21 protein-coding genes and 2 pseudogenes are annotated in these 22482 nt (G+C 55.8%); 3 read left to right on the top strand and 20 right to left on the bottom strand.

The window, feature by feature from the left end; all coding sequences use genetic code 11:
* Nucleotides 1–22: 22 nt before the first annotated feature.
* Genes NLU14_RS05385 through NLU14_RS05375 form a run of 3 tightly spaced genes read right to left on the bottom strand, consistent with a single transcriptional unit; the run spans nucleotide 23 to nucleotide 3256 of the window.
* Complete coding sequence (locus NLU14_RS05385; RefSeq protein WP_275705146.1) at nucleotides 23–1222, bottom strand: CaiB/BaiF CoA transferase family protein; 1200 nt, start codon at nucleotides 1220–1222, stop codon at nucleotides 23–25.
* Between the two features lie 37 nt (nucleotides 1223–1259).
* Entirely contained in the window at nucleotides 1260–2423 is a 1164-nt protein-coding gene (locus NLU14_RS05380; RefSeq protein ID WP_420845033.1) for an acyl-CoA dehydrogenase family protein, read from the bottom strand.
* Nucleotides 2420–3256 carry an HTD2 family dehydratase gene (locus NLU14_RS05375; RefSeq protein WP_275705145.1) on the bottom strand — a complete coding sequence of 279 codons (837 nt, stop codon included), beginning with the start codon at nucleotides 3254–3256 and terminating at the stop codon, nucleotides 2420–2422. Before NLU14_RS05375 ends, NLU14_RS05380 begins: the two co-directional genes overlap by 4 nt.
* A gap of 167 nt (nucleotides 3257–3423) precedes the next feature.
* On the opposite strand from NLU14_RS05375, the gene NLU14_RS05370 reads away from it, so the two are divergent.
* On the top strand, nucleotides 3424–4332 hold the full coding sequence (locus NLU14_RS05370; protein ID WP_275705144.1) for a LysR family transcriptional regulator: 909 nt from the start codon (nucleotides 3424–3426) through the stop codon (nucleotides 4330–4332).
* A gap of 21 nt (nucleotides 4333–4353) precedes the next feature.
* Here NLU14_RS05370 and NLU14_RS05365 read toward each other — a convergent pair whose 3' ends face one another.
* The 6 genes from NLU14_RS05365 to NLU14_RS05340 form a co-directional block, all read right to left on the bottom strand.
* Nucleotides 4354–4809, bottom strand: coding sequence for a MaoC/PaaZ C-terminal domain-containing protein (locus tag NLU14_RS05365; RefSeq protein ID WP_275705143.1), 456 nt, complete (start codon nucleotides 4807–4809; stop codon nucleotides 4354–4356).
* A gap of 59 nt (nucleotides 4810–4868) precedes the next feature.
* A complete protein-coding gene (locus tag NLU14_RS05360; protein WP_275705142.1) occupies nucleotides 4869–6071 on the bottom strand; it encodes an acetyl-CoA C-acetyltransferase in 1203 nt (400 codons plus the stop codon).
* A 52-nt stretch (nucleotides 6072–6123) separates the two neighbouring features.
* Entirely contained in the window at nucleotides 6124–6405 is a 282-nt protein-coding gene (catC, locus tag NLU14_RS05355; protein WP_275705141.1) for a muconolactone Delta-isomerase, read from the bottom strand.
* A gap of 2 nt (nucleotides 6406–6407) precedes the next feature.
* The gene (locus NLU14_RS05350; protein WP_275705140.1) at nucleotides 6408–7076 is read right to left on the bottom strand and encodes a 3-oxoacid CoA-transferase subunit B; all 669 of its coding nucleotides are present in this window, start codon (nucleotides 7074–7076) and stop codon (nucleotides 6408–6410) included.
* A 35-nt stretch (nucleotides 7077–7111) separates the two neighbouring features.
* Nucleotides 7112–7774, bottom strand: coding sequence for a 3-oxoacid CoA-transferase subunit A (locus NLU14_RS05345; RefSeq protein ID WP_275705139.1), 663 nt, complete (start codon nucleotides 7772–7774; stop codon nucleotides 7112–7114).
* A gap of 200 nt (nucleotides 7775–7974) precedes the next feature.
* Nucleotides 7975–8865, bottom strand: a complete 891-nt coding sequence (locus NLU14_RS05340) for an MBL fold metallo-hydrolase (RefSeq protein WP_275705138.1) — start codon at nucleotides 8863–8865, stop codon at nucleotides 7975–7977.
* A 377-nt stretch (nucleotides 8866–9242) separates the two neighbouring features.
* Between NLU14_RS05340 and NLU14_RS05335 the strand changes: the two genes are divergently transcribed.
* Nucleotides 9243–10139 (top strand): LysR family transcriptional regulator, encoded by an 897-nt coding sequence (locus tag NLU14_RS05335; RefSeq protein ID WP_275705136.1) that lies wholly within the window; start codon nucleotides 9243–9245, stop codon nucleotides 10137–10139.
* 19 nt (nucleotides 10140–10158) lie between these two features.
* On the opposite strand, the gene NLU14_RS05330 is transcribed toward NLU14_RS05335, so the two are convergent.
* Genes NLU14_RS05330 through NLU14_RS05305 form a run of 6 tightly spaced genes read right to left on the bottom strand, consistent with a single transcriptional unit; the run spans nucleotide 10159 to nucleotide 16188 of the window.
* Nucleotides 10159–11757, bottom strand: coding sequence for an AMP-binding protein (locus NLU14_RS05330; protein WP_275705135.1), 1599 nt, complete (start codon nucleotides 11755–11757; stop codon nucleotides 10159–10161).
* On the bottom strand, nucleotides 11757–12467 hold the full coding sequence (locus NLU14_RS05325; protein ID WP_275705134.1) for an ABC transporter ATP-binding protein: 711 nt from the start codon (nucleotides 12465–12467) through the stop codon (nucleotides 11757–11759). The genes NLU14_RS05330 and NLU14_RS05325 overlap by 1 nt, the downstream gene beginning before the upstream one ends.
* 2 nt (nucleotides 12468–12469) lie before the next feature.
* Nucleotides 12470–13288 (bottom strand): ABC transporter ATP-binding protein, encoded by an 819-nt coding sequence (locus NLU14_RS05320; RefSeq protein WP_275705133.1) that lies wholly within the window; start codon nucleotides 13286–13288, stop codon nucleotides 12470–12472.
* Nucleotides 13285–14166, bottom strand: a complete 882-nt coding sequence (locus tag NLU14_RS05315) for a branched-chain amino acid ABC transporter permease (RefSeq protein WP_275705132.1) — start codon at nucleotides 14164–14166, stop codon at nucleotides 13285–13287. The genes NLU14_RS05320 and NLU14_RS05315 overlap by 4 nt, the downstream gene beginning before the upstream one ends.
* 9 nt (nucleotides 14167–14175) lie before the next feature.
* Nucleotides 14176–15048 carry a branched-chain amino acid ABC transporter permease gene (locus NLU14_RS05310; RefSeq protein WP_275705131.1) on the bottom strand — a complete coding sequence of 291 codons (873 nt, stop codon included), beginning with the start codon at nucleotides 15046–15048 and terminating at the stop codon, nucleotides 14176–14178.
* A 9-nt stretch (nucleotides 15049–15057) separates the two neighbouring features.
* The gene (locus NLU14_RS05305; protein ID WP_275705130.1) at nucleotides 15058–16188 is read right to left on the bottom strand and encodes an ABC transporter substrate-binding protein; all 1131 of its coding nucleotides are present in this window, start codon (nucleotides 16186–16188) and stop codon (nucleotides 15058–15060) included.
* Between the two features lie 168 nt (nucleotides 16189–16356).
* Between NLU14_RS05305 and NLU14_RS05300 the strand changes: the two genes are divergently transcribed.
* Nucleotides 16357–17340 (top strand): aldo/keto reductase, encoded by a 984-nt coding sequence (locus NLU14_RS05300; protein ID WP_275705128.1) that lies wholly within the window; start codon nucleotides 16357–16359, stop codon nucleotides 17338–17340.
* A 44-nt stretch (nucleotides 17341–17384) separates the two neighbouring features.
* On the opposite strand, the gene NLU14_RS05295 is transcribed toward NLU14_RS05300, so the two are convergent.
* From NLU14_RS05295 to NLU14_RS05275, 5 genes and pseudogenes are all read right to left on the bottom strand, one after another.
* Entirely contained in the window at nucleotides 17385–18716 is a 1332-nt protein-coding gene (locus tag NLU14_RS05295) for a hypothetical protein (RefSeq protein WP_275705127.1), read from the bottom strand.
* 70 nt (nucleotides 18717–18786) lie between these two features.
* Nucleotides 18787–18960, bottom strand: a pseudogene (locus NLU14_RS05290) (CoA-transferase); the annotation flags it as partial.
* Between the two features lie 15 nt (nucleotides 18961–18975).
* Nucleotides 18976–19194: pseudogene (locus NLU14_RS05285) on the bottom strand (CoA-transferase); the annotation flags it as partial.
* A gap of 95 nt (nucleotides 19195–19289) precedes the next feature.
* Entirely contained in the window at nucleotides 19290–21146 is a 1857-nt protein-coding gene (locus tag NLU14_RS05280) for a TRAP transporter permease (RefSeq protein ID WP_275705368.1), read from the bottom strand.
* A 180-nt stretch (nucleotides 21147–21326) separates the two neighbouring features.
* Nucleotides 21327–22481 (bottom strand): TAXI family TRAP transporter solute-binding subunit, encoded by a 1155-nt coding sequence (locus tag NLU14_RS05275; RefSeq protein ID WP_275705126.1) that lies wholly within the window; start codon nucleotides 22479–22481, stop codon nucleotides 21327–21329.
* Nucleotide 22482: the final 1 nt, after the last annotated feature.

Genomic DNA, 22482 nt, shown 5'->3' with positions numbered 1-22482 from the left:
GTTGTCGTGTTCCTGCCAGCGCTCAGATCACGCCTCGCTGTTCCAGTTGACCAATTTGCTCCTCGCTGTATCCCAGTTCCGACAGAATGGCACGGCTATGCTCACCTATCTCAGGCACGGCGGATACCGCACCGGCAAACCAGAGGCCGGGCGACTTCAACGCCGGCACATCGCCCACCGGTGTTTCCACACTGATCCAGCGGTCCCGCGCTTGCAGTTGTGGATGCTTCCAGACCCGCTGCATATCATTCACCGACGCATTGGCGATGCCGGCGACATCCAGGCGCTTCACCACTTCCGCCAGTGACAGCCCTGAAAATACCTCCCGTATCAAACCACCCAACTCATCGCGATGGACGGACCTCTGGGGATTGGTGGCAAACCGGGGCTGCTCCGCCAGCTCTGGCTTTTGCAAAACCTGCTTGCAGAACTCCCGCCATTCCCGGTCATTCTGCAACCCCAGCATCACAGTCTCACCATCACCGACCGGAAAAGGTCCGTAGGGGAAAATCGTGGAATGGGATGAACCCGCCCGGGGCGGCGGCATTGCGTCATCAAAGCTGTAGTACATGGGATACCCCATCCACTCCACCAGACTCTCCAGCATCGATACGTCGATGTGGCTGCCTTTACCCGTCCTGCCCCGCAATAGTAGGGCCGACAGGATGTTGCTCTGGGCATACATGCCTGCGGCGATATCGGCCACCGAGCAACCGGCCTTTACCATGCCCTCAGGGTCCGGTGTGCCTGTCACCGAGAGGAACCCGCTCTCGCTCTGGATCAGCAAGTCATAGGCTTTCTTGTCCTGCAGGGGACCGCCGTGGCCGTAGCCAGAGATGTCACAGACAGTCAGCCGGGGATAACGCAGGTGAAGCTCCTCGAATGAGAGCCCCATCCTGGCCGCTGCCCCCGGAGCCAGGTTCTGAACCAGTACATCCGCGTCTGCCAGCAACTGGAACAAGACTTCCAGCCCCTCGGACGATTTCAGGTCCAGGCTCAGGCTCTCCTTGGAACGGTTGACCCACACAAAGTGCGACGACATCCCCTTGACCCGGTCATCGTACTGGCGCGCGAAATCCCCTGAACCCGGGCGTTCAACCTTGATCACCCGTGCCCCCTGCTCGGCAAGGTGCCGGGTACACAACGGAGCAGCGACCGCCTGCTCCAGAGATACGACGTTGGTTCCCTCCAGGGGAAGGACTCCGCTATTGTTATGGTTCACTTTCACTTCCCGAATGTCAGGTGTATCACTGTGGGGGTCAGAACGATCGCGGCAGTCCCAACAGATGCTCGGCAACGTAGGAAAAAATCATGTTGGTGGATATCGGCGCCACCTGATACAGGCGAGTCTCCCGGAACTTGCGTTCCACATCGTATTCGTTGGCGAAACCAAAGCCGCCGTGGGTCTGCAGACACACATTAGCCGCCTCCCAGGAGGCTTCCGCTGCCAGGTATTTGGCCATATTGGCGCTGGCACCGGCGGGGAGGCCATTGTCATATTCCTCACAGGCACGCCAGCGCATCAGGTCAGCCGCTTCAACATTGATATGAGCCTTGGCAATCGGGAACTGCACGCCCTGATTCTGCCCGATGGGGCGGCCGAACACTTCGCGGTCACTGGCATACTGCCGGGCCTTGTCGATGAACCAGCGGCCATCGCCAATGCACTCCGCGGCGATCAGGGTGCGCTCGGCATTGAGGCCATCAAGGATGTAACGGAAACCCTTGCCTTCTTCACCAATCAGGTTCTCAGCGGGAATTTCCAGATTGTCGAAGAAAAGCTCATTGGTTTCGTGATTCACCATATTGGCAATCGGCTGTACCGTCAGACCATTCCCTACGGCGTGATGCAGGTCCACGATAAAGATCGACATGCCCTCGGATTTGCGACGAACTTCTTCCAGCGGGGTGGTACGGGCCAGCAGGATCATCAGGTCGGAATGCTGAACCCGGGAGATCCACACCTTCTGACCATTCACCACATATTTGTCACCCTGACGAACGGCGGTTGTCTTGATCTTGGTGGTGTCGGTACCGGTCGTAGGCTCGGTCACCCCCATGGATTGCAGCCGCAACTCACCCGCGGCGATTTTCGGCAGGTATTTCTGTTTTTGCTCTTCGCTGCCATTACGCAACAACGTGAACATGTTGTACATCTGGCCATGCACGGTACCTGAATTGCCGCCAGCCCGGTTCACCTCTTCCAGGATCACCGAGGCTTCTGCCAGGCCCAGGCCCGAACCGCCATATTCCTCGGGAATCATCGCCGCCAGCCAGCCGGCTTCCGTCATCGCATTCACAAATTCTTCGGGGAACGCTTTGCGCTCGTCGATGCCTCGCCAATAGGCCGCATCAAAGTTCCCGCACAGTCCGCGCACGCCTTCTCGGATATCTTCGTACTTCTGCAGGGCAGGGTTGATCATTGGTTTTTCTCCTTGAATTCAATTTCACCTTGATGGGCAGGCCCGTCCTCATTCGCGGCCCATAGCTGAGCCTTACCCTGACCGACAATCTGCCCTTCAACATTGAAGGATTTGTTCACGGTCAGGGGGCGCAAGCCACGATACGACAGCCGCACCGGCGTCAGATCGGGATTGGCGTCGGTAAACGCCTGCACCATCAGCGTGGCAATCAGCGGCCCCTGGACCACCAGGTCGGGATAGCCCTCTTCCTGCGTGGTATAGGGCTTGTCGTAATGGATTCGGTGACCGTTAAAGGTCACCGCCGAGTAGCGGAACAGCAGCAATGGAGACGGAGTTATCCGGTTGCTCCACTGGGCATCGGGAACGGGCTGGTCCAGAGACAGTCTCGGGGCTGCCGGGGCCTTGTAGACGATGTCCTGTTCTTCACTCAGGCACAGCTCACCGTTCTGGTGGTACTCGTGCCGGACAGTGACAAACAGCAACTTCCCTGAACGCCCGTGTTTTTCATTCACCGAGTGGATAGTCGATGAACGTTCGGCGGAGCGGCCAATCACCAGGGGTTTGTGAAATTCGACACGACCACCGGCCCACATGCGGGTATTGCCATCGGATTTTGGCAAGAACCCACCCGGCGCTATGTGGCCATCGTGGCCAGTACCCGAAGGCGGAACGGGAATCTGAAAGAACGCCCAATGCCACAGCGGAGACAATTCGTCTCCAGCCCCTGGCATGGGCCGGTCCAGCATTGCGGCAATTCGAGCGGCCAGGGCTGAATCCAGGGCATCGACGCAGGTTTCCCGCTTACCAATCCAGTTTTCCGGAGCGTCTGACATCACACTTCCTCTATCAATACGGCTTCTAGTTTTTGGATATTTGTAATAATGCCGATATACGACAGAGGAGAGAATTCGATTTTGCACAAGGGTGCGTTTGGTTTCCATGAACACCCCGGTGGTTTAGACTGGGAATCCCTTTGTTAGCTTGCTGTCGAAACCTCATCATGCACTTTGATATTCCCGATTTACGCCTTTTTATCCACGTTGCAGAAGCCAGCAGTCTGACAAGCGGGGCCAAGCGTGCCAGCCTGTCAACGGCTGCGGCCAGCATGCGCATCAAATCCCTTGAGGGGCAGTTGGGAAGCCGGCTGTTCTATCGCGATAGTCAGGGCGTGGAACTGACCCCTGCGGGTCACGATCTGCTGGTTCATGCCAGGGCCATCATGCGGCAGGTTGACTACATCAAGGACGAGTTCTCCCAATACGCGGAAGGCGAGTCGGGGCATTTGCGGATTTTTGCCAACACCACGGCGGTGAGCGACTTCATGCCTGACGTCCTGGCGCGTTTTCTGGTGACCCGTCCGGGGGTCACTGTGGATCTTCAGGAGCGCCTGACGCACGATATCATTCGGGGAGTGATCGATGGCTCGACTGACCTGGGAGTAGTTGCCGGTCCGGTGAATGCAAACAAGAAGCTTGAGATCATCCCCTTCAGCGTCGACCGGCTGGTGGTTGTCACCCCTAAAGATCACGAACTGGCAGCACGCCGGACCATTTCGTTTCGGGAAACCCTCGACTACCCCCACATCGGTTTGCGTGAGGGCAGCACCCTGTTCAATTTTCTCAAGGAACAGGCCGGCGAAACCGGCTCACCCCTTCAGATGCGCATCCAGGTCTTTGGCTTCGAGTCTGCCTGCAGGATGGTCAGCCGCGGCGTGGGCATCGGCATCCTGCCCCGTTCCATCGCACACCGTTATGCCGATTTCCTCGACATCGCCACCATCGACCTGGAGGACGACTGGGCGGAGCGGGAACGCAGCCTGATTGTCCGCGAGCTGGATGCATTGCCAAGGTGCGGCAAGGAGTTGGTGGAGGAGATACGTTCGCAAATCAGCCTCACGACGACACCCTGACAATCGTCGACTTTATCTCCTTTAGTGTCCGGCTTTCTTCAGAATCAGCATGTCCGAAACGCCGTCCTGGACCACCTCGTCCTGCTCATTCACCAGCTGCAGCCGCCGATTCACCCTGCCGACGCGCTGACTGGTTCCTTCCTCAAAATCGAGGATGGTCAGCCGAAGTCTCAGCGTCATACCGACCGTTATCGGCTTGACGAACTTCCAGTCGCTGATGGACATCATGGCCACCGCCGACTTCTCGAAGATCCCCAGGGTGTGCATCATTCCCGTGGCTATCGCGATGCCATAGGCACCATGGACCAACCGCTCGCCAAAACGGGTTTTACTGGCGAAATGCTGATCACAATGTATTGGATTCCAGTCGCCGGAAAGCATCGAAAAGAATGTCATATCCGTTTCGGTGACGGTCCTTCCGCTGCTTTCGAAAACTTCCCCCTGCCTGAGATCTTCAAAATAAAGACTGTGATCCATTCTCACTCCCCAGAGCCCGTGGCCCGTCATGTTCTCGTGTAATCGTTCCTGAAAGACAATCAACCGCGCTCGAAGATGGCTGCGACACCTTGTCCACCGCCGACACACATTGTTTCGAGACCATAACGACAGTCTCGCCGTTTCATCTCATGCAGCAAACTGGTCATGATGCGAACACCGGTTGCTCCGATCGGGTGCCCGAGAGAGATTCCGGAACCGTTAACGTTGAGGCGGTCGTGGTCATCCCAGCCCCACTCCTTCAGGACTGCAAGCACTTGGCATGCGAAGGCTTCGTTCACCTCCACCAGTCCCATATCGTTAAAACCGAGACCAGTCTTTCGGAAGAGTTTTTCCACGGCAGGCACTGGACCGATACCCATAGTCGCGGGATGACAACCGACAGCAGCCCATCCCACCATAAAGGCCATTGGATCGAGATCAAGTTCAGCCAGTCGATCTTCCGCGACAATGAGGCAGGCGGCGGCTGCGTCACTCTGCTGGCTGGCATTCCCTGCAGTCACCGTCCCGCCCTCGATAATGGGTCTGAGGTTTGCGAGTGTTTCCACAGAAGTTCCGGGACGAATGCCTTCATCCCGCGAGAACAGGAGAGGATCCGCTTTGCGCTGGGGAATACTGAGCTGGACAACTTCTTCATCGAAGCGACCTTCATCCCAGGCGGCAGCCGCCCGCTGGTGACTGCGCGCGGCATAGGCATCGGCTTCCTCGCGGGAAATATGGTACTTCTCTGCCAGATTTTCTGCGGTTTCTATCATGCCGGAGATATAACCGAAACGATCCTCGGGCTGAGAGCGCTCACGGCCGCGGTCAAGACGGTCATGCATTGTGGAGGAGCCTGCTTTCTTTCCCCAGCGCATGTCGGTGGAGTAGTATTCAATATTGCTCATGCTTTCCACGCCACCGGCCACCACAACATCGCAGGCGCCGGACTCCACCATCATCACCGCATTAATAATGGCCTGCAGGCCACCGCCACAGCGACGATCCAGCTGCATCCCCGGCACATGCTCCGGTAACCCGGCCTGCAATGCAGCCCAACGGCCAACACAGGGAACTTCACTGTTGGCATAGGACTGCGCGATCACCACATCCTCGATCAGGGCAGGATCGATCGCTGACCGTTCGATGGTTTCCCTGACCACCGTAGCGATCAGATCCTCAACCGATACCGGCCTTAATGCCTTGCCAAATGCGCCCACACCGGTGCGCACCGGAGTAACAATGGCGGCTCGTCTTTTTTGCATGATGTCACCTCAGGGGGTCTTGTTGCTCAGGTAAAGGGTCTAAACCTTAGAATTACTCACTCAGCGCGCTTGGGTGCGTATTCATCGGAGTGACGCTCACCTCCATAAAGGGAAAGAGTGGCAGAGACGTCAACAGGTCGTGAAGCTCCTGGTTCGAGTCCACATCAAATACGCTTACGTTGGAATATTTGCCGGTTACCCGCCACAGGTGGGGCCACTTCCCCTGGCGTTGGATCTCCAAAGCGCGCTGCTTTTCTTCTTCCTTAATCCGCGCAAACTCGTCCGGAGCCAGGTGGGTGGGTGGGTTCACTTTCATCTGGACAAGAAATAGCATGGTTACTCTCCATGGGTTTTGTTGAGGGAGAAATCGATCTCGACTCCGGTCTGCCGCTGAACTTGCTCCTGGGTCAGCCCCGGAGCGATGTACAGAGCCTTCACTTTGCTTCCGTCCGGACTGGTTTCAAACGTTCCAATGTTGGTGTAGATGCGGGTCACACAGCCCAGCCCCGTCGGTGGATAGGTCAGCTCAGATACGATCTTGGGATTACCCTCCCGATCCACGTGATCCATCATCACGAAAGTCTGTCGGGCTCCGATGGCCAGATCCATGGCGCCACCAACCGCCGGCACTGCCTGGGGGTCACCGGTATGCCAGTTGGCCAGATCGCCACTGGCAGAAACCTGAAATGCTCCAAGTACACAAATGTCGAGATGACCACCACGCATCATCGAGAAGGAGTCTGCGTGGTGGAAAAAGGCCGCCCCGGGCAATAATTTGATGGGCACCTTGCCTGCATTAATCAAATCCGGATCCTGCTCACCTTCCGGCGCGTCTGTCCAGCGGCCCAGCACGCCATTTTCTGTGTGCAGTATGACCTCCTTCTCCTCGCCACCCAGGTGGTTGGCCACCAACGTGGGCAAACCGATACCCAGGTTCAGATAAGCACCTTCCGGTACGTCCGCAGCCACTCGCCCGGCCAGCGCCATTTTCTCTTCTGTATTCATTATTCACACCTTATACCGCTAACATGAAAGCGAGCTCAGACTTTGAAGAAATGATCCACATAGATACCCGGGGTCACGACAGCTTCCGGGTCCAGTTCACCTGCCGCCACCACATCACTGACTTCAACAATGGTGATATCCGCAGCCATGGCCATGACCGGTCCGAAGTTGCGAGCGGTCTTGTTGTAGGTGAGGTTACCGAATCGGTCTGCGGCCTTGGCCTTGATCAGGGCCACATCGACCTTTATCGGATGTTCCAGCACATAGTGAACACCCTCGATCTCGCGGGTTTCCTTTCCTTCGGCCAGGACTGTCCCATAACCAGTCGGAGTGAAAAATGCACCAATACCCGCACCTCTGGCGCGCAACCGTTCTGCCAGATTACCCTGAGGAACCAGTTCCAGTTCCAGCTTGCCACGACGATAGAGTTCCTCGAAAACCCAGGCATTCTTCATGCGGGGAAACGAGCAGACAATTTTGCTTACCTTGCCTGCCTTCAACAGCGCAGCAATGCCCTCTTCGTTCTGACCCGCATTGTTGCTGACTATCGTGAGGTTTTTTGCGTCACTGCGGGTAATCAGCGTATCGATCAGTACATTCGGAGAACCGGCCCCGCCAAAGCCCCCGATGGCTATGGTATTGCCATCCTTGATCCGGGAAATCGCTTCCCCCGGATCACTAATCTGTTTATTGATCATTGGTTGTCCTTTTCATTTCAAATAACAAATATTCAATTCAGAAGATTTATTTACTCAATTAACACTTAATTAACGATGTCAAAATGGTGCACAATCAACTCAGGGGCAGTTCAGGTATTTTACCGGGCCGCGAATATTGGCATACGCACTCAAAGTGGTGGCCCTATCCTGTTATTCAGGTTGGGTAATCCAGCGAGCGACTACCAGGTCGCCGGCTCAAACAGGAAGCCGTCACCCTGGCGACGTGCGTATCCGCAATACGGCGCGCCAAAGTGAACCGGCAGCAGCAGTGCAGACTGGTCAGCCGCTTCATTCAGCATTTTCAGACGGACTTCCCGTGCCTTTTCCGGCCAGATGCAATAACCAGAGTTGAATTCGGGCCGCATGATCTGCAGTGGGCTATGAAAAATATCACCACAAAATATTCCCACCTCACCCTTGGATTCCAGGCGGAAGGTTACCTGGCCCGGGCTATGACCTTCGGCAGGGTGCACTGTCAGACAGTCGGCGATTTCCTCGCCTGGACGCATCATTTTTGCCAGCCCCGCATCCACAACTGGCATTACGCTATCGAAAAAGGAGTCGCCAAACACGTCAATAACGCCTGGCTCTTTGTTCTTTCCTTCCTTGCAAAAGTTGAAATCATCCAGGGGAAAATAATAGGTCGCGTTTGGGAATGTGGGTACCCAGCGACCGTCCTGCCAAGTAGTGTTCCAGCCCACATGATCTGCATGCAGGTGGGTAATCACCACATGAGTGACCTCTTCAGGCGCTGCACCTGCCGCAACCAGCCACTCACGAACGAGGCCATTAAGCATATGCATGCGGGGGATACTTTCCCGGGGCTTGAAGTTACCTACGCCGGTATCGATTACAATAATGCTTGTGCCGGTCTGAACGATCCAGAATTGAATGGTGACTATCAGTTTACCCATATGGGGCACCCAATGGTTGGGCGCCATTTCACTCTCCAGCCGGTCGATATCGGCACGCTCTGCTTCTGGAAACAGAAAGGCTGGATCGTGGGTGGGACCTGAATACTCGATAACGTTGGTAACTTTGGCGTCACCGATCTTTCGAGTCTGAATCATAACTGTCACCTTTCATATTACTTGTAATAGTTATTTCAGTCGCTTAATTGAAATAACCACGAACATTCAATTAACGCTCAATATCTTTCAGCGGCAACAATTATGTCAATGCAAAAAAACCAAACCCACCCTTAACAATCCCTTAAAACGCCGACATTATGTCTTCAACATAATGCTATTAACCAAACATTAAAACTCACTAAACATATTATAAATAGACCACACCAGAAACTCTGATATTTTACTTTCGGTATCCCTCTACGAGGTCCAAACCTGAGCATCGGCACTTTCAACCCAGGGCCACGAGGACATTTTATGGCCAAACCCATCGAAATCCTTTAGCTTAACAATTGTGATTTCCGATAACCGGGGTAAAAATGGCTATAAAGTATGACCTGACGGATTTTCGGCTGTTCATCAAGATCGCCGAGTCCGAGAGCCTCTCCAGGGGCGCCGAGCAATGCCACATGTCTGTCCCCGCAGCCAGCAACCGCATCCGTAACCTGGAAGATCATCTCGGACTGAAGCTGCTACAACGAAATCCCCAGGGAGTGAAGCTTACCAACGAGGGTAAGGTCTACCTGCATCATGCGCGCAAAATCACCTCACAACTGGAAGTACTCAGTGGAGATCTCCAGGAATTTGCCCACGGCATCACCGGGCAGCTCAGGCTTCTCGCCAACACCACGGCCATCACCGAGTTGCTACCCAATATCCTGGGCGAGTACCTGCAGTCGCATCCCAACGTGCATGTTGAAATGAAAGAAAAGCTCAGCGAAGAGATCGTTCGTACGGTCAGGGAAGGCGGTGCAGATCTTGGCATTGTTTCAGGTAACGTTATAACCGCCGGCTTGCAAACCCTGCCTTTCGCCAGGAGCCGTCTGGTGGTGATCTGCCCAATGGATCATCCCATTGCCAAGTTCGACAATATTTGTTTTGAAGAATGCCTGCCCTATCCTCTGATCTCGCTACTGGAAGGCTCAGCCATTCACCAATTTCTGATGAAAGAAGCAGAAAAACTGCATGCAACGCTAAACATTCGTGTTCAGGTAGCGAGCTACGACGCCATCTATCGCATGGTGGCCGCCAACGTGGGTGTCGCGATTATTCCTGAGCTGGGATTTGCCCGCCACAAAGGCACCCGCAATATCAAACAGATCAAATTAACCGATAATTGGGCAGAGCGTAATTTCCAGCTCTGCGCGGAAAATTTCGAAGCCCTTCCAACTTTCGCCCGCGAATTCTGTGAAATCCTGCAGTCGCGATATCTGTAGACTGACGTTCAACATCAGATTAAGTGTTCACACTCCGGTCACGCCGGGCAGCCATTTCTCTCAGCTTCGCCCGTTGAATCTTGACGCCGTTGGCACTTTCAGTGACTGGGAAGGCGTCCAGGAACCAGATTCGTGCTGGCACCTTGAACGGGGCGATGATGTTCTTGAGCCAGGCAAGGACACCGTCAGCATCCACATTGCTATCCGGTTCAGCAATCACAAACGCCACACAGGACTGCACGCCGTCCACGTCCGACCCAATTACCTGAGCTTCGACAACACCCGGGCAGCCCCTCAACACATCTTCGATTTCTGACGGGTTTACCAGAAATCCACTCAGGCGGATCGCATCTCCCTGTCGGGTCTGGTAGACAAATGAACCATCTGTTCGCAGGTAGCCAATATCTCCGGTAGAGAAGAAACCATCCTGGTCGATGACCCCGGAGGTGGCACCCGGATCATTGAAATACCCCGAGAAATTACCTGTTGCGAGGATTTCCAGAATACCGTTCTGTTCCGATGCCAGTAACTCACCGGATTCGGTATCGCGAACCCTTAACTGTGCGTTCGGGTCGGCAGGAAATCCTCCCCCCCTGCACCGCTCCTGCGCGCTCTCTTGCCAAGCCTGTATTGAAAACAGGGCCTGTACCTCACTGGAGCCGTAGACACCTGCCAACGGGATGCCCCGGGCGTCTGCCAATCTGACAAGATCCTCTGCCCCCGTCTGGAACGCAGCAAAGCCACACACCTGGAGACTATCCAGCCTGGAGTCTTCAGGCATGGCATCAAGAATGCGCCGATACACCTCATCACTGCCAAACAAGTGGGTCAGTTGGTGTTTTCGGATAAGTTCAACGGCAGGTTTCGCTTCAAAGGTCTCCATTACCGCGATGGGTATGCCTGCCGCCAGCGCAGTAATCACCGGTACCAGCCCGAAGGTTCCGCAGAATGGCAGGGGAGCGAGCAGGCCAGCGCCGGGCTGATCGAACCGGAATGCCCGGGCCACGCAGTCAGCGTGGCTGGCAAGGGAACGCTGGGTGTGCATCACCAGTTTTGGCAGTTTCGTGGTGCCCGAGGTGGTGAACAGCATAGCCAGGTCGTTCTCGCTGGAGCTGTCAGCCATATCGGGCGCATTGGAGTCGTCCAGATCCGGGAACGGCAGCGTTGAACATCCGGCCAACTGCGGCATCTCTGCAGCTGGTTCAAGGACTGCAATGGCTTCGAGATCTGGTACGTCGCCCGACTCAACATCTTCCAGCAGGGTCTGAAAATCGATCTTCCGAAAGCGGGACTGCATGATCAGCATACGGGCTCCGGAAGCGGACAGGATATGCTGCAGTTCCGCCGTGCGGTAACGGGTATTCACCGCCACCAGTACCGCGCCGATGCGGGACAAACCCAGCATCAGCGCCAACCACTCCGGGCGGTTGACGAGCCATACTGCCACCCGGTCGCCTTGGCTAATCCCCTGCCCACGCAGCCAGGCAGCCGCTGAGCGCGCCATCCGATCCAACTCGGCATAGCTAATGTGACGATCACCCACCACCAGGGCACAAGCGTCTGGCGCCTGCTCCAGTTGCGTCGTCGTCAACGCGGTCAATGTCAGCTTCTTCGACATCAGTAGAGTTCCATCAGTTTCTTGTTGTCGCTCAGCTCATCCGGCAGGCCTTCCCACGTCATCTGCCCGGATTTCATCACCACTACCCGGTCGGAGATTTTCAGGGCTTCCTTGACGTTCTGTTCCACCAGCAGGATCGACATCCCGGTTTTCTGCTGCAGTTCGCGGATCGGACCGCAGAGATCCTGGAACAGCTTTGGCGCCAGGCCGATGGATGGCTCGTCCATCAACAAACAGCGAGGGCGACTGAGCAGCGCCCGGCCAATAGAGACCATCTGCTGCTGGCCACCCGACAAATTGCCGGCTCGGGTCCGATAAAACTTTTTCATAACCGGCAAAATCGACAGCACCCAATCGATTCTGTCCGTCCGATCTTTTTCCGGAACCCCGGCTGCCCACATGCCCAGGCTCATAGTTTCCTCCACGGTCATGTCGGGGAACACACCACGGCCTTCCGGCACCAGGGACATACCGGCCATGGTCATGGCCCGGGGCTCCGTGACTGCCGCCTTACCATTGAACACAATACGACCACCTTCGTGGGGCACCAGACCAAAAATGGATTTGAGCAGCGTGGATTTGCCCGCACCATTGTGACCGATCAGGCACAGCACTTCGTTGGCGTTGAGGTTAACATTGATGCCCGTCAGAACGGGGCGACCACCATAACCGACCACCAGATTCTCAACCTCGAGTATTTTGTCTGTCATGGTTATCTCTCCCCGAAGTAAATCGCGGCCAGAGCCGGGTCGTTCAGGATGGTTTCCGGCTCGCCATCCGCCAGCAATTTGCCCTGGTCGAGGAAAGCAATGCGGTCCGAAATGTTCACCACAATGTCCAGATTGTGCTCGATGATGCAGACGGTAATACCCTCTTTGACTTCTTCGCGAAGCAACCTCAGGAACAGGTTATAGGAGTTGGGATCAAGCCCGGATGCCGGCTCGTCCAGCAGCCACAAACGGGAATCCGTCGCCATGATCCGGGCAAGGCTCAGGAACTTGCGCTCCGCGTAGGCCAGGTCAAGCGCACGGGTGTGGCGCTTGTCAGTCAGCCCGGTTCTCTCGAGAATCTGGCTCACTTTGTCGTATCGCCTGGCCTTGCGGGATTTTCCACCCGGTTGCCAGAGCCAGGAACCCGGCTCCATCACGGTCAGGATGTTTTCTTCCACCGTCATGTGGGTAAACAGCCGAAGATCCTGAAAGGTCCTGGCAATCCCTTGCCTGGCAATTTTCCAGGGCGCCTTGCCAATGACCGATTCGCCCTGCCAGTGCACATTGCCTTCAGTGGGGGGGATATGCCCGGTAATCATATTGAACAGGGTGGTTTTACCGGCTCCGTTTGGGCCGACCAGAGTGGTGATGATGCCCGCCCGCAGATTCAGGGAAACATCATTAATTGCTTGCAGACCACCAAAGTTCTTACTCAGGTTACTGATCTCCAGCAACACATCCTGGTCATCCGTAGACCCTATAAAGCCGGAACCGGGAACAGGCTTTGCGGTCTCCTGAGCTATATTTAACTGCGTGCTCATTTGCTACCTCCCGGGTGTGAACTCACAATGCCGCCAGGGCGGAAAATCATCAGCAACACCATGGCCATGCCGTAAACCATCTGCTGAATGGACCCGATTTCGGTCTGAGGCAGGAATGACAAGTAAGTCAGGGCGCTGGGAATGAGCATCAGCAACGCCGCGCCCAACAGCGGACCTAGAATGGTGGCGGTGCCTCCAATAATGACCATAGCCATCACCAGCACCGAGGTATCCAGCATGAAGCTCTCGACATTGATAAAGCTCATGTAAAAGGCATAGAGTGCACCGGCAGCCGCTGCCAGCGACGAAGACAGTACAACGGAGAGAGTTTTGATCACCGTTATGTTCTTGCCAGACGCTAATGCGGCCGATTCACTGTCCCGCAATGCTTTGAGACTGCGGCCGAAGCTGGTGTGCACCAGAGTTCGGGTAATAACGATAATAGTTGCCAGGCAAATCAGGGACATCAGCAGGAACTGCCAGGGCTTATAAACCGGATAGCCAAACAGCTCCACAGCGGGAATCCCGATGACTCCACCAATACCCCCGGTAAAACTCTTCCATTCAGAGAACAGGGTGACGGCCAGCACCTGCAGCCCCAGGGAGGCTGCCACAAAGTATTCGCCCCGTACCCGCAGAGCGGGTAGCGCCAGCAGCAGGGACGTTACAGCGGCAGCACCCATGGCAACGGGTACTGCCACAAAAAACTCCGGGGTCACATTCATTGCCACCAGGGCTGCGGTATAGCCACCAATTCCAAAGAACACCGCATGCGCCAGAGAGAAGATACCGGCGTAGCCGATTATAAAATTCAGTGTGGTCGAAAGGATCGCGTAAACCGAGATCAGGACCAGCAAGTTCAGTATATAAGCCGTCATGTCAGCGCCTCACGAAACCGTCGCCCGCCCAAAGAAACCGGACGGTTTGAAAATGATGAAGAAGAACAGGATCGCGAAGGTCATGGCTTCGCTCCACTGGGTGCCCAGCTTCCACAACGCCAGGTTCTCTGCCACACCGATCAGCAGGCCGGCACAGGCAGCGCCACGGAGGCTGCCAATACCGCCTACAATGGTCGCGGCCAGGCTGATCAACATGACATGGTGGCCAACAGCCGGATTGATACCGGTACCAGCAGCCGTGAAGATGGCACCAGGCACCACCAGCAGGGAGCCAAGGGCAAAGGCGTAAGTGGACAGCCGACGGGGACTGAGCCCGAACATACGCACCAGCTCCGGATTCTCGCTCAGGGCTCGCAACCCCTTGCCCACAAAGGTACGGGTCAGGAAGAAATGCAGCGCCGCGAAGCAGACAATGGCAGACACGATGGCCAGCCCGTTGAGCGGCGACAGGTAGAGCCCCGGCATGACCTCCACAGAGTTGCTCAGGGGTGTGGCAACAGACATGAAGCCTCGCCCGAACACACTACCCAGCAGATTTTGCACCACAATACCGATACCAAAGGAGGCCACGAACACAGTGAAGAATGAACCTTCGTGGCGCTGAATCGGCGCGTACATCAAGCGATCCAGCAGCACACCGAACAGCACCGCACTGAATGCTGCCACCGCGACCGCAAAGGTCCAGTGCAAACCCAGCCCGGCCAACGCGAAGTGGAACAGGTACGCGGCAATAGCGAACGTGGCACCGTGGGCAAAATGGAATATCTTGGTAGAACCAAAGATCAGCGAAAAGCCGGCTGCTGTGAGGGCGTAGATCGCCCCCACCTGCAAACCGTTGGCAAGGAGTTGCAGAAACAGCATGACAGCCCCTTAGTCCGCAGCCTTGACAGAAACCACTTTCCCGCTGCCGGAGCCGTCCACCTTGAGCACCTGAATCGGTGCCAACAGGGTGCCATTCTCCTGGAAGGAAACCTCGCCACCGACCAGCTCAAAGGTATCTGTCGCCTTGCGCTGGGCCAGCAGATTGGCGCCCGTAATCTCTTTGCCCTGCTCCTCCAGAGCCTGAGCAAGAAGAGCAAACACTCTTACGGCGTTGTAGTAGTTGGCAATATAGGAGGTCGGGTTCTTGTTATGCTCCGCCCGGTAATCGTCTACAAAGCGTTTGGTGACCGGGTCTTCAGAGTCCCAGTCAATGCTCTGGGTCGTAAACAACGCCCCCTGGGCTTCTGCTTGCGCTTGCAGCTCAGGAACCGAGAACGCTGAGTAACTGGCAATCCGCGCCTTTACACCATTATCCCGCAACTGTTTAACGATCTGCAGTTGCTGGGATCCGTAGGAAGCCACATAGACCACATCCGGATTGCTGCTGCGAACCCGTGCCGCCACCCCGCTAAACTGTTGAGCTGAAGCAGCAATGGAATGAGACTCGACTAGCTCGGCACCCAGTGGAGGCAAGGTTTTTTCCAATTCGTTGAGAATCGACTCCCCAAGGGGATCGTCGACATACACCAGAGTAAACCGTTTATGACCCAGGTCTTCCACCGCATACCTGGCCAAGGCCCCCACTTCGTTGTTCGCCAGGGGAATAACGTTCCAGAAATAGTCACCCAACTCCGCCAGATCAGGGCCAACTCCACCACCATTTACCGCCACCGTCTGGCTGCGCCGGGCCAACGTGGAAATTGCCTTGGAGACCCCGGTGAAAGCCGAAAGCACATAGGGAACGCCCTCAACATTGACCAGCTTGTTCATCGCGACAACGCCCTGTTGGGGCAAGGCCTGGCTGTCCTCGTAAAGAATGTTCAGGTCACCTGTCAACACTCCGTCTTCGTTGACATGCCTGGCCGCCAACTCTGCGCCAGACATAAAAATGTCGCCGTAAGTGGCGTTAGGTCCACTGAGCGGAAAGACTGCACCTATTTCGATGCCATCTGCCTGAACTGACACAGCGGAAGCAAGCCCTATAGCGAAAGTAATGGAAAAAAGTGTCTTACGTAACATAAGCTGTCCTCGGAATTGTTGTTGTCCTGATCAAACCTACCACTGATTCAGCAACGCACAATTCGCCATTTATTAAGACCCCGTTAAGGCAATACAAATATGGGGCGGGCCCCAGTATCGACGCTTTCAGTTACTCTTGTCCGGGTCAGCTATTAAAGGAGCCAAATCATGAACTACCATCGCCTTGGAACCACTGGCATGAACGTCTCTGCACTGTGTCTCGGCACCATGACCTACGGCTCGCCGAAGTGGCGGGAATGGGTGTTGGACGAACAGGCCAGCCGGCCGTTTATAAAGCAGGCCCTGGATGCTGGCATCAACTTTTTTGATACCGCTGACATGTATTCGTTGGGGGAATCGGAGCGTGTTGTAGGCAAGGCATTACTGGATTACGCGTCGCGCGAAGACGTGGTTATTGCCACCAAGGTATTCAATCCCATGGGGAAAGGTCCTAACAACCGGGGCCTGTCGAGAAAACACATCATGGCCGCCATTGATAATTCACTGCAGCGCCTGGGAACCGACCACGTTGACCTCTATCAGATCCACCGCTGGGACTACCACACCCCCATCGAGGAAACCATGGAGGCGCTTCACGATATTGTGAAAGCTGGCAAGGCACGTTACATCGGCGCATCGTCCATGTTTGCCTGGCAATTTGCCAAGGCGCAGTTCACTGCCGAGAAGCATGGCTGGACCCGCTTTGTAACCATGCAGCCGATGTACAACCTGATCTATAGGGAAGAGGAGCGGGAAATGTTGCCGCAATGTGCCGACCAGGGCATCGGAGTGATTCCCTGGAGTCCGCTGGCCCGGGGTGTCCTGGCCGGAAAAACCGTCCAGGGCAAGGGCGGTAAAACCGCACGGGCGCGCACGGATGAGAATACCCGCAAATGGCACCTTGGCAGTGATGTTGACCAACCTGTCATCGCCGCCCTCCGTGAAGTGGCCGACAACCGCGGCACGTCCATGGCGCAGGTTGCGTTGGCGTGGGTACTAGCCAATCCCGTGGTCACTGCCCCCATCATCGGAGCCAGCACGCCGGGCCATATTGAAGAGGCACTTTCCGCTCTGGAACTGAAACTGAGCAAGGAAGAAAAAGCCTCTCTGGAGGCCCATTATGTGCCCCACAAGGTGGCCGGGCACGTCTGAAATAACGGCAAAGGCGGGAAATCCGAGTTCCCGTCGTCAGGCCATCACAACGGCAGCGTCAAAACCGCGCATACCAGACTGCTGGTCATCAGCGCCACCAGCGAGAACCTCAGGCTCCAGCCGTAGGACACCGTGTGAGCGTTGTAGCCCGTGCAACGCTCCAACAGCAGGGAGTTGGCGGAATACGGGGTGCCGGCAACGGTAATTCCCCAGCCGGTGACCATGCCCAGACCTAACCCCAACAACCCGTACACAGGCCAGATAGGCCCGAGAATGCTCCCTGACAAGGTTCCGGAAATAATAGGGTTAACGCCGATCGCACCACCGATAAAAAACAGCCAGGGTACGGCGATGGCTACCAACGGATAGGCCCAGACGGGCAGGCTGAAATCCATACCCAACCAGCTCAGGGCAAACGTCCCGATGATCCCACCCAGAAAAGACGAGCCTCCCATAATCACCAGCTCGTTATTCATGCCCGCCAGTGATGGCAATGACACCACACCATCGGCAACCCTGCGATAGAACAGACCAATGATGACGGCTGTCAGACAACTCAGAGTCACTGACTGGGAGTAGACCAGCCCCACCTTCGCGCTGAGCACAAACGCTCCCGCGCAGATCAGTGCAATAATGGCTACAAATCTGAACCAGGGAAACAACGCGGATTGTTCTGCCGTCGGAGCTATTGCCACATCCTCCAGGGGCGGTTCCTCCTCCCTAGTCAGGACACCGCTCACCAGGAACAAAATGGCGATTGGCAACCCCGCGGCGATCAACTTCCAGCTCGACAGGTCCGGCAAAAAGGTGACGGTCATCACAATGGATATCGACAGCGGTGAGGCCATGGGCGACGCACCGAAACCACGCACCACCGCACGTGCAGCATTACGAGCCAGGGCACTGTCGCCCTGCTCCTTAACCTGAACGCCGACCATGGTCGCCACCACCCCAACCGCCCCGAAGTTCAGTGGAACCGACAGCAATGCCGTACCGAAGGTCATACCCAGATAGCGAAACAGTGATTTACCGGCAAACAGGCTGCGGGAGATAACTTTCAGATCATTGGACTGCCCCAGAACGGCGGACAACAGCATCACCGTAATAATCAGGGCACCGATTCGTGCCATGTTGCCCGCGGCCTTGGGTAAAGCAGCAGGCTCATAAGACAAGGCCAACAGGGTAAAAACCAGGATCAAGAAGAACAACACCCGCCCTACGGCCCTCAGGTTTCCCCAGCCCAGCACAATCGAGAGACAGGCAAAAATGGTTGCTACAGCCGCATTGCCCGGAACGACGGTTGCTATACCGGTAAACAGAGTCAGATAGGCGAGAACGGAGCGCGATTGACTGTAACTGTCTGGATGGATAATCATGGGCGTTCAGGCTGGTGGCAACAACCGGGCACCAGTGAGCGCCTGCACGTCCGCAAAGGCGTTGTCTCTAGGTGGCATGGCGCATCACGACAAACAGCTTTCTGACGCCAACCGCGAGATCCATGGCGCCACCGACTGCAGGCGGGAACTTTTCATTGTCCGTCGCCCAATTGGCGATATCCCCGCCTGAAGAAACCTGGAAAGCACCCAGCACGACAATATCCAGATGACCGCCGCGCATCATCCCGACCTCGGCAATGGTTGTCTTCGCGGCCGACGCCATCATCGGATTAAAGTTCCTCGCCGCCGTGTTATAGGTCAGGTTCCCCCACGGATCCGCATATTCTGCCCGCACCAGTGCAAAATCAGCGTGCAACGGCATTTCAAGAACATAGCCCTTGCCATCAATAACCCGGGTTTCCTTCCCTTCTGCCAGGCTGGTGCCGTAACCGGTCGGCGTCAGGAACCCGCCGATCATAACGCTCACTCCATGCGGGATATCCGCAACAGCATCCCGGAAAGACGCTACCCGTTTATCAATCATCTTCACTCATCCTTTTACGGCTTTCAGGCTCAGTTCTTGTAAACGGGCGCCTTAGATGCTCCGAGAAAATGTTTGCCAAGATACATCACCGCTACCAACCCAAAACCAAGGACTTCAGTGACGATGTCCGGATAAATCATCAGTCCACCCGCAGCAAGTGCCATGATCCTCAAGGGCCAGCCAATAATTCCGACCCGATAAAGATAGCCTTCCATCGACGATGCAATTAACCAGATTGCAGCAATCGCGGTTCCTGCCGATAAGAGAATTCGCTCAATATCGCCTTGTAGAATAAGAGAAGGATTTACAACAAAGAGGAATGGCAGAATAAAAAGAATGCCCCCCAGCCGCATGGAATAGATGCCGGTCTTGGTCGCGTTGGAACCGGCCACCCCCGCAGCGGTTATAGCGGCAAGGGATACTGGTGGAGTGATATACGACAACATGCCCCAGTAAAGAATGAACAGGTGGCTGGCAATCGGGTTCAGGCCGGCTTCAACCAGAGCCGGTGCTAAAAGGATCGACAGGAAAATATAACAGGCACTAACAGTCATACCCATCCCAAGTATAAAGCTAGTGACTGCACCGGCAATCAACATCAGCGGTATACTGCCATCAGCGTAGAGCAGCAGCTCCCGCGAGAATGCGCCCGCCACTCCGGTGTAAGACAGCCCGCCAACAACCAACCCAATACCCGCCAGAATCGCCACCAGATTGGAAACATTGGTGGTCAAATCCCTAATAAAAGCTTTGGCACGAGTCCAGTTCAGGCGGTAGTCTCGCTTGAACAAGGCAACCCCGAACAGAACCAGCGAGGCATAGTAAGGCGCGTAGGCTTCAAGCCGCATCACCAGCAGCATATAGATCAGCATTATCAACGACAGTAGATAGGGCCAGCCCTCCTTCAGAGTTTCCTTAAGGGAAGGAATCTCGGATTCCGGCAAGCCCTTGAGGCCCCGGCGGGCGGCATAGTTATCGACCTGGAACAGTAGTGCCAGGTAAAAAAGCAAAGCCGGGAGGAAGGCTGCGATCATGATTTCCGCATAGGCCACACCAAGGAACGACGCCATGATAAAGGCAACCGCACCCATCACTGGCGGCATCAGAGTTCCCCCGGTGGATGCACACGCCTCCACCGCACCGGCATAGTGTGCCGGATAGCCGGTTTTTTTCATCGTCGGAATCGTGATGGGGCCGGTGGTAAGGATATTGGAAATAACACTGCCGGACAGACTGCCCAGAATGCCGCTGGACAACACCGATACCTTGGCCGGGCCGCCCCGGCTGCGTCCCATCAGCGCGGTAGCAAATTTCATGAAGAAGTCGCCTCCGCCGGTAATGGTGAGCATGGAGCCAAACACCACGAAGCCAATGACCAACTGCGCAACCACCTGCATGGGAATACCAATAATACTTTCCACGCCAATGACGTGAGCACGAAGAAGCTCCGGCAGCTCATACTGATTGCCCCAAAGAAAGCCGGGCATACTGTCTGCGTATAACGGATAGCTTCCAAAGAACAAAGACACGGCCAGCAGTGGCCACCCCCCGCAGCGACGCACCCCTTCAAGCACTAGCACCAGCAGAATGCCGGAGAATATCGTGGCTTCTATCGGTGCAAAATACTCCCAACCCATATTGATCATGGTCAGGCCGTGGTAGCCCAGATAGCCACAGGAGACCAGTGCCAACGTTGCAAGTCCCCAGTCGTACCAGGAGATCCGATTTCGGGCACCGGACCAAGCCGGAAAACAGAGGAAAGCCGCAGCCAGAAATATCCCGATCAGGTAATAAAGGTAGGAGTTTCCCAGTGGCTGGAAACCCAGAAACTTGAGATTAAAGGTCTGGTTGATCGCCATGAGCAACCCGATAGACCCAAGAGCCATTACTATCCAATATCCAACCCCACGCAGACGCCCCTTGCCAGAGCTTTGGGGTTGAGGAGTATTGTTTCGGGTATCAGCGCCTTGCGGAGAAGTCATGTTAGAAAATGCTCCGGAATTAAAATCGTGGGCAGCGGCACCTGCAAGGCACCGCCGCCCAAGTCATAACAAACAGCTAAACGATCAGAGCGCTCCGAGCGCTTTCTGGCGATGCTTTTCCCAGATCTTGGCAAACTCCTCGTCGCTCTTGCCTTCCCCTTCGGCAACGGCCTTCGGCCAAGCTTCCAGCAGCGCATTCAGGCGAGCAGTACGGGCATCGTTCCAGGCTTGATGCTCCTCCGTCCAGATGCCCTTCTCCTTCAGATAACGAATCGCACCCTCGTGGAAAGGCACATCAATGGCAGGAACACCCGACAGGTTGATATCCCAGCGAGGCATTGCCGCAGTGGCATCCTTGTACATCGGATAAGTCTCATCCACCGCCTTGAGCATGTTATACGCCTCATCGGCGGTAGTGTCGGCACGAACGGCGAGGACCGGATAACGGTAGGCCACGATGTTCACCGGGTTCTCCTTGCTAATGCCCGCACCGATGGTCTCGGTATAGGAGGCCATGAAGGGCGCCACTTCGCTGATTTTTTCCCAGGCTTCCTTGTCGTTCGGGTCCATGTTCAGCCAGCGAATCCCCCGCGGCGACTCGGCCAGCTCATAGACATGGCTCGGCGTGGTGGTGGTGCAGGAGGCGTCGGCCTCGTTTCGCGCCAGGGAGCTCATGGCGCTGGCGTAAGTGGGGAACATCACCGCATCCACGTCGTCCCGGGTCAGGCCGGCAAACGACAGGATGGCATCGCACTTCACGTTGATGGAGGGGTTACCCGCCACATAGGCGAAGCGGTGGCCTTTCAGTTCCTCCAGCGAATTGATATTGGCATCCTCGGCGGTAAAAATGCCGATGGACGAAGGCCGTCCGGCGATTGCCCGAAGGTTCTGCGGCCCCCAGCGGCGAGTCGAGAAATCATGCACCCCTTCCGCCGCAAAGAACGTTTCAGTCGCAAGAAAACCAACACTAGCACGGCCACTGAGCAAAGGCTGCAAGCGCCCTATCGCCGAACCGGAAGGCTGGATACGAATACGGGTGCCATACTCCTTGCCAAACGCATCCGCAATCGCAGAGGCTTCGGCATAACCGGCGGACCCGACATCATATGAGGACCAGGTCATGGTATCCGGAAGCTGGACATCAGCCGCATGAACAGAGGCGCTCACTCCTAATGCGAGAGCGGCGGAACACAGAGAAGCCGTCAGGGGCCGCACGAGACTTGCTGGACGAAAAATCATA

Origin of the sequence: Marinobacter iranensis (genome assembly GCF_029207565.1) — a bacterium.
Classification (GTDB): Bacteria; Pseudomonadota; Gammaproteobacteria; order Pseudomonadales; family Oleiphilaceae; genus Marinobacter; species Marinobacter iranensis.
Note: the sequence above shows the minus strand (reverse complement) of the source record. Positions and strands in the feature narration are given on the sequence as shown.

Bases quoted from the DNA above. Each gene is read 5' to 3' on its own strand.
- NLU14_RS05340 (WP_275705138.1), bottom strand. From the start codon at position 8,865: ATGATTCAGACTCGAAAGATCGGTGACGCCAAAGTTACCAACGTTATC.
- NLU14_RS05320 (WP_275705133.1), bottom strand. From the start codon at position 13,288: ATGAGCACGCAGTTAAATATAGCTCAGGAGACCGCAAAGCCTGTTCCC.
- NLU14_RS05335 (WP_275705136.1), top strand. From the start codon at position 9,243: ATGGCTATAAAGTATGACCTGACGGATTTTCGGCTGTTCATCAAGATC.
- NLU14_RS05365 (WP_275705143.1), bottom strand. From the start codon at position 4,809: ATGGATCACAGTCTTTATTTTGAAGATCTCAGGCAGGGGGAAGTTTTC.
- NLU14_RS05280 (WP_275705368.1), bottom strand. From the start codon at position 21,146: ATGGCTCTTGGGTCTATCGGGTTGCTCATGGCGATCAACCAGACCTTT.
- NLU14_RS05375 (WP_275705145.1), bottom strand. From the start codon at position 3,256: ATGTCAGACGCTCCGGAAAACTGGATTGGTAAGCGGGAAACCTGCGTC.
- NLU14_RS05345 (WP_275705139.1), bottom strand. From the start codon at position 7,774: ATGATCAATAAACAGATTAGTGATCCGGGGGAAGCGATTTCCCGGATC.
- NLU14_RS05310 (WP_275705131.1), bottom strand. From the start codon at position 15,048: ATGCTGTTTCTGCAACTCCTTGCCAACGGTTTGCAGGTGGGGGCGATC.
- NLU14_RS05350 (WP_275705140.1), bottom strand. From the start codon at position 7,076: ATGAATACAGAAGAGAAAATGGCGCTGGCCGGGCGAGTGGCTGCGGAC.
- NLU14_RS05300 (WP_275705128.1), top strand. From the start codon at position 16,357: ATGAACTACCATCGCCTTGGAACCACTGGCATGAACGTCTCTGCACTG.
- NLU14_RS05325 (WP_275705134.1), bottom strand. From the start codon at position 12,467: ATGACAGACAAAATACTCGAGGTTGAGAATCTGGTGGTCGGTTATGGT.
- NLU14_RS05360 (WP_275705142.1), bottom strand. From the start codon at position 6,071: ATGCAAAAAAGACGAGCCGCCATTGTTACTCCGGTGCGCACCGGTGTG.
- NLU14_RS05305 (WP_275705130.1), bottom strand. From the start codon at position 16,188: ATGTTACGTAAGACACTTTTTTCCATTACTTTCGCTATAGGGCTTGCT.
- NLU14_RS05330 (WP_275705135.1), bottom strand. From the start codon at position 11,757: ATGTCGAAGAAGCTGACATTGACCGCGTTGACGACGACGCAACTGGAG.
- catC (WP_275705141.1), bottom strand. From the start codon at position 6,405: ATGCTATTTCTTGTCCAGATGAAAGTGAACCCACCCACCCACCTGGCT.
- NLU14_RS05295 (WP_275705127.1), bottom strand. From the start codon at position 18,716: ATGATTATCCATCCAGACAGTTACAGTCAATCGCGCTCCGTTCTCGCC.
- NLU14_RS05370 (WP_275705144.1), top strand. From the start codon at position 3,424: ATGCACTTTGATATTCCCGATTTACGCCTTTTTATCCACGTTGCAGAA.
- NLU14_RS05380 (WP_420845033.1), bottom strand. From the start codon at position 2,423: ATGATCAACCCTGCCCTGCAGAAGTACGAAGATATCCGAGAAGGCGTG.
- NLU14_RS05315 (WP_275705132.1), bottom strand. From the start codon at position 14,166: ATGACGGCTTATATACTGAACTTGCTGGTCCTGATCTCGGTTTACGCG.
- NLU14_RS05275 (WP_275705126.1), bottom strand. From the start codon at position 22,481: ATGATTTTTCGTCCAGCAAGTCTCGTGCGGCCCCTGACGGCTTCTCTG.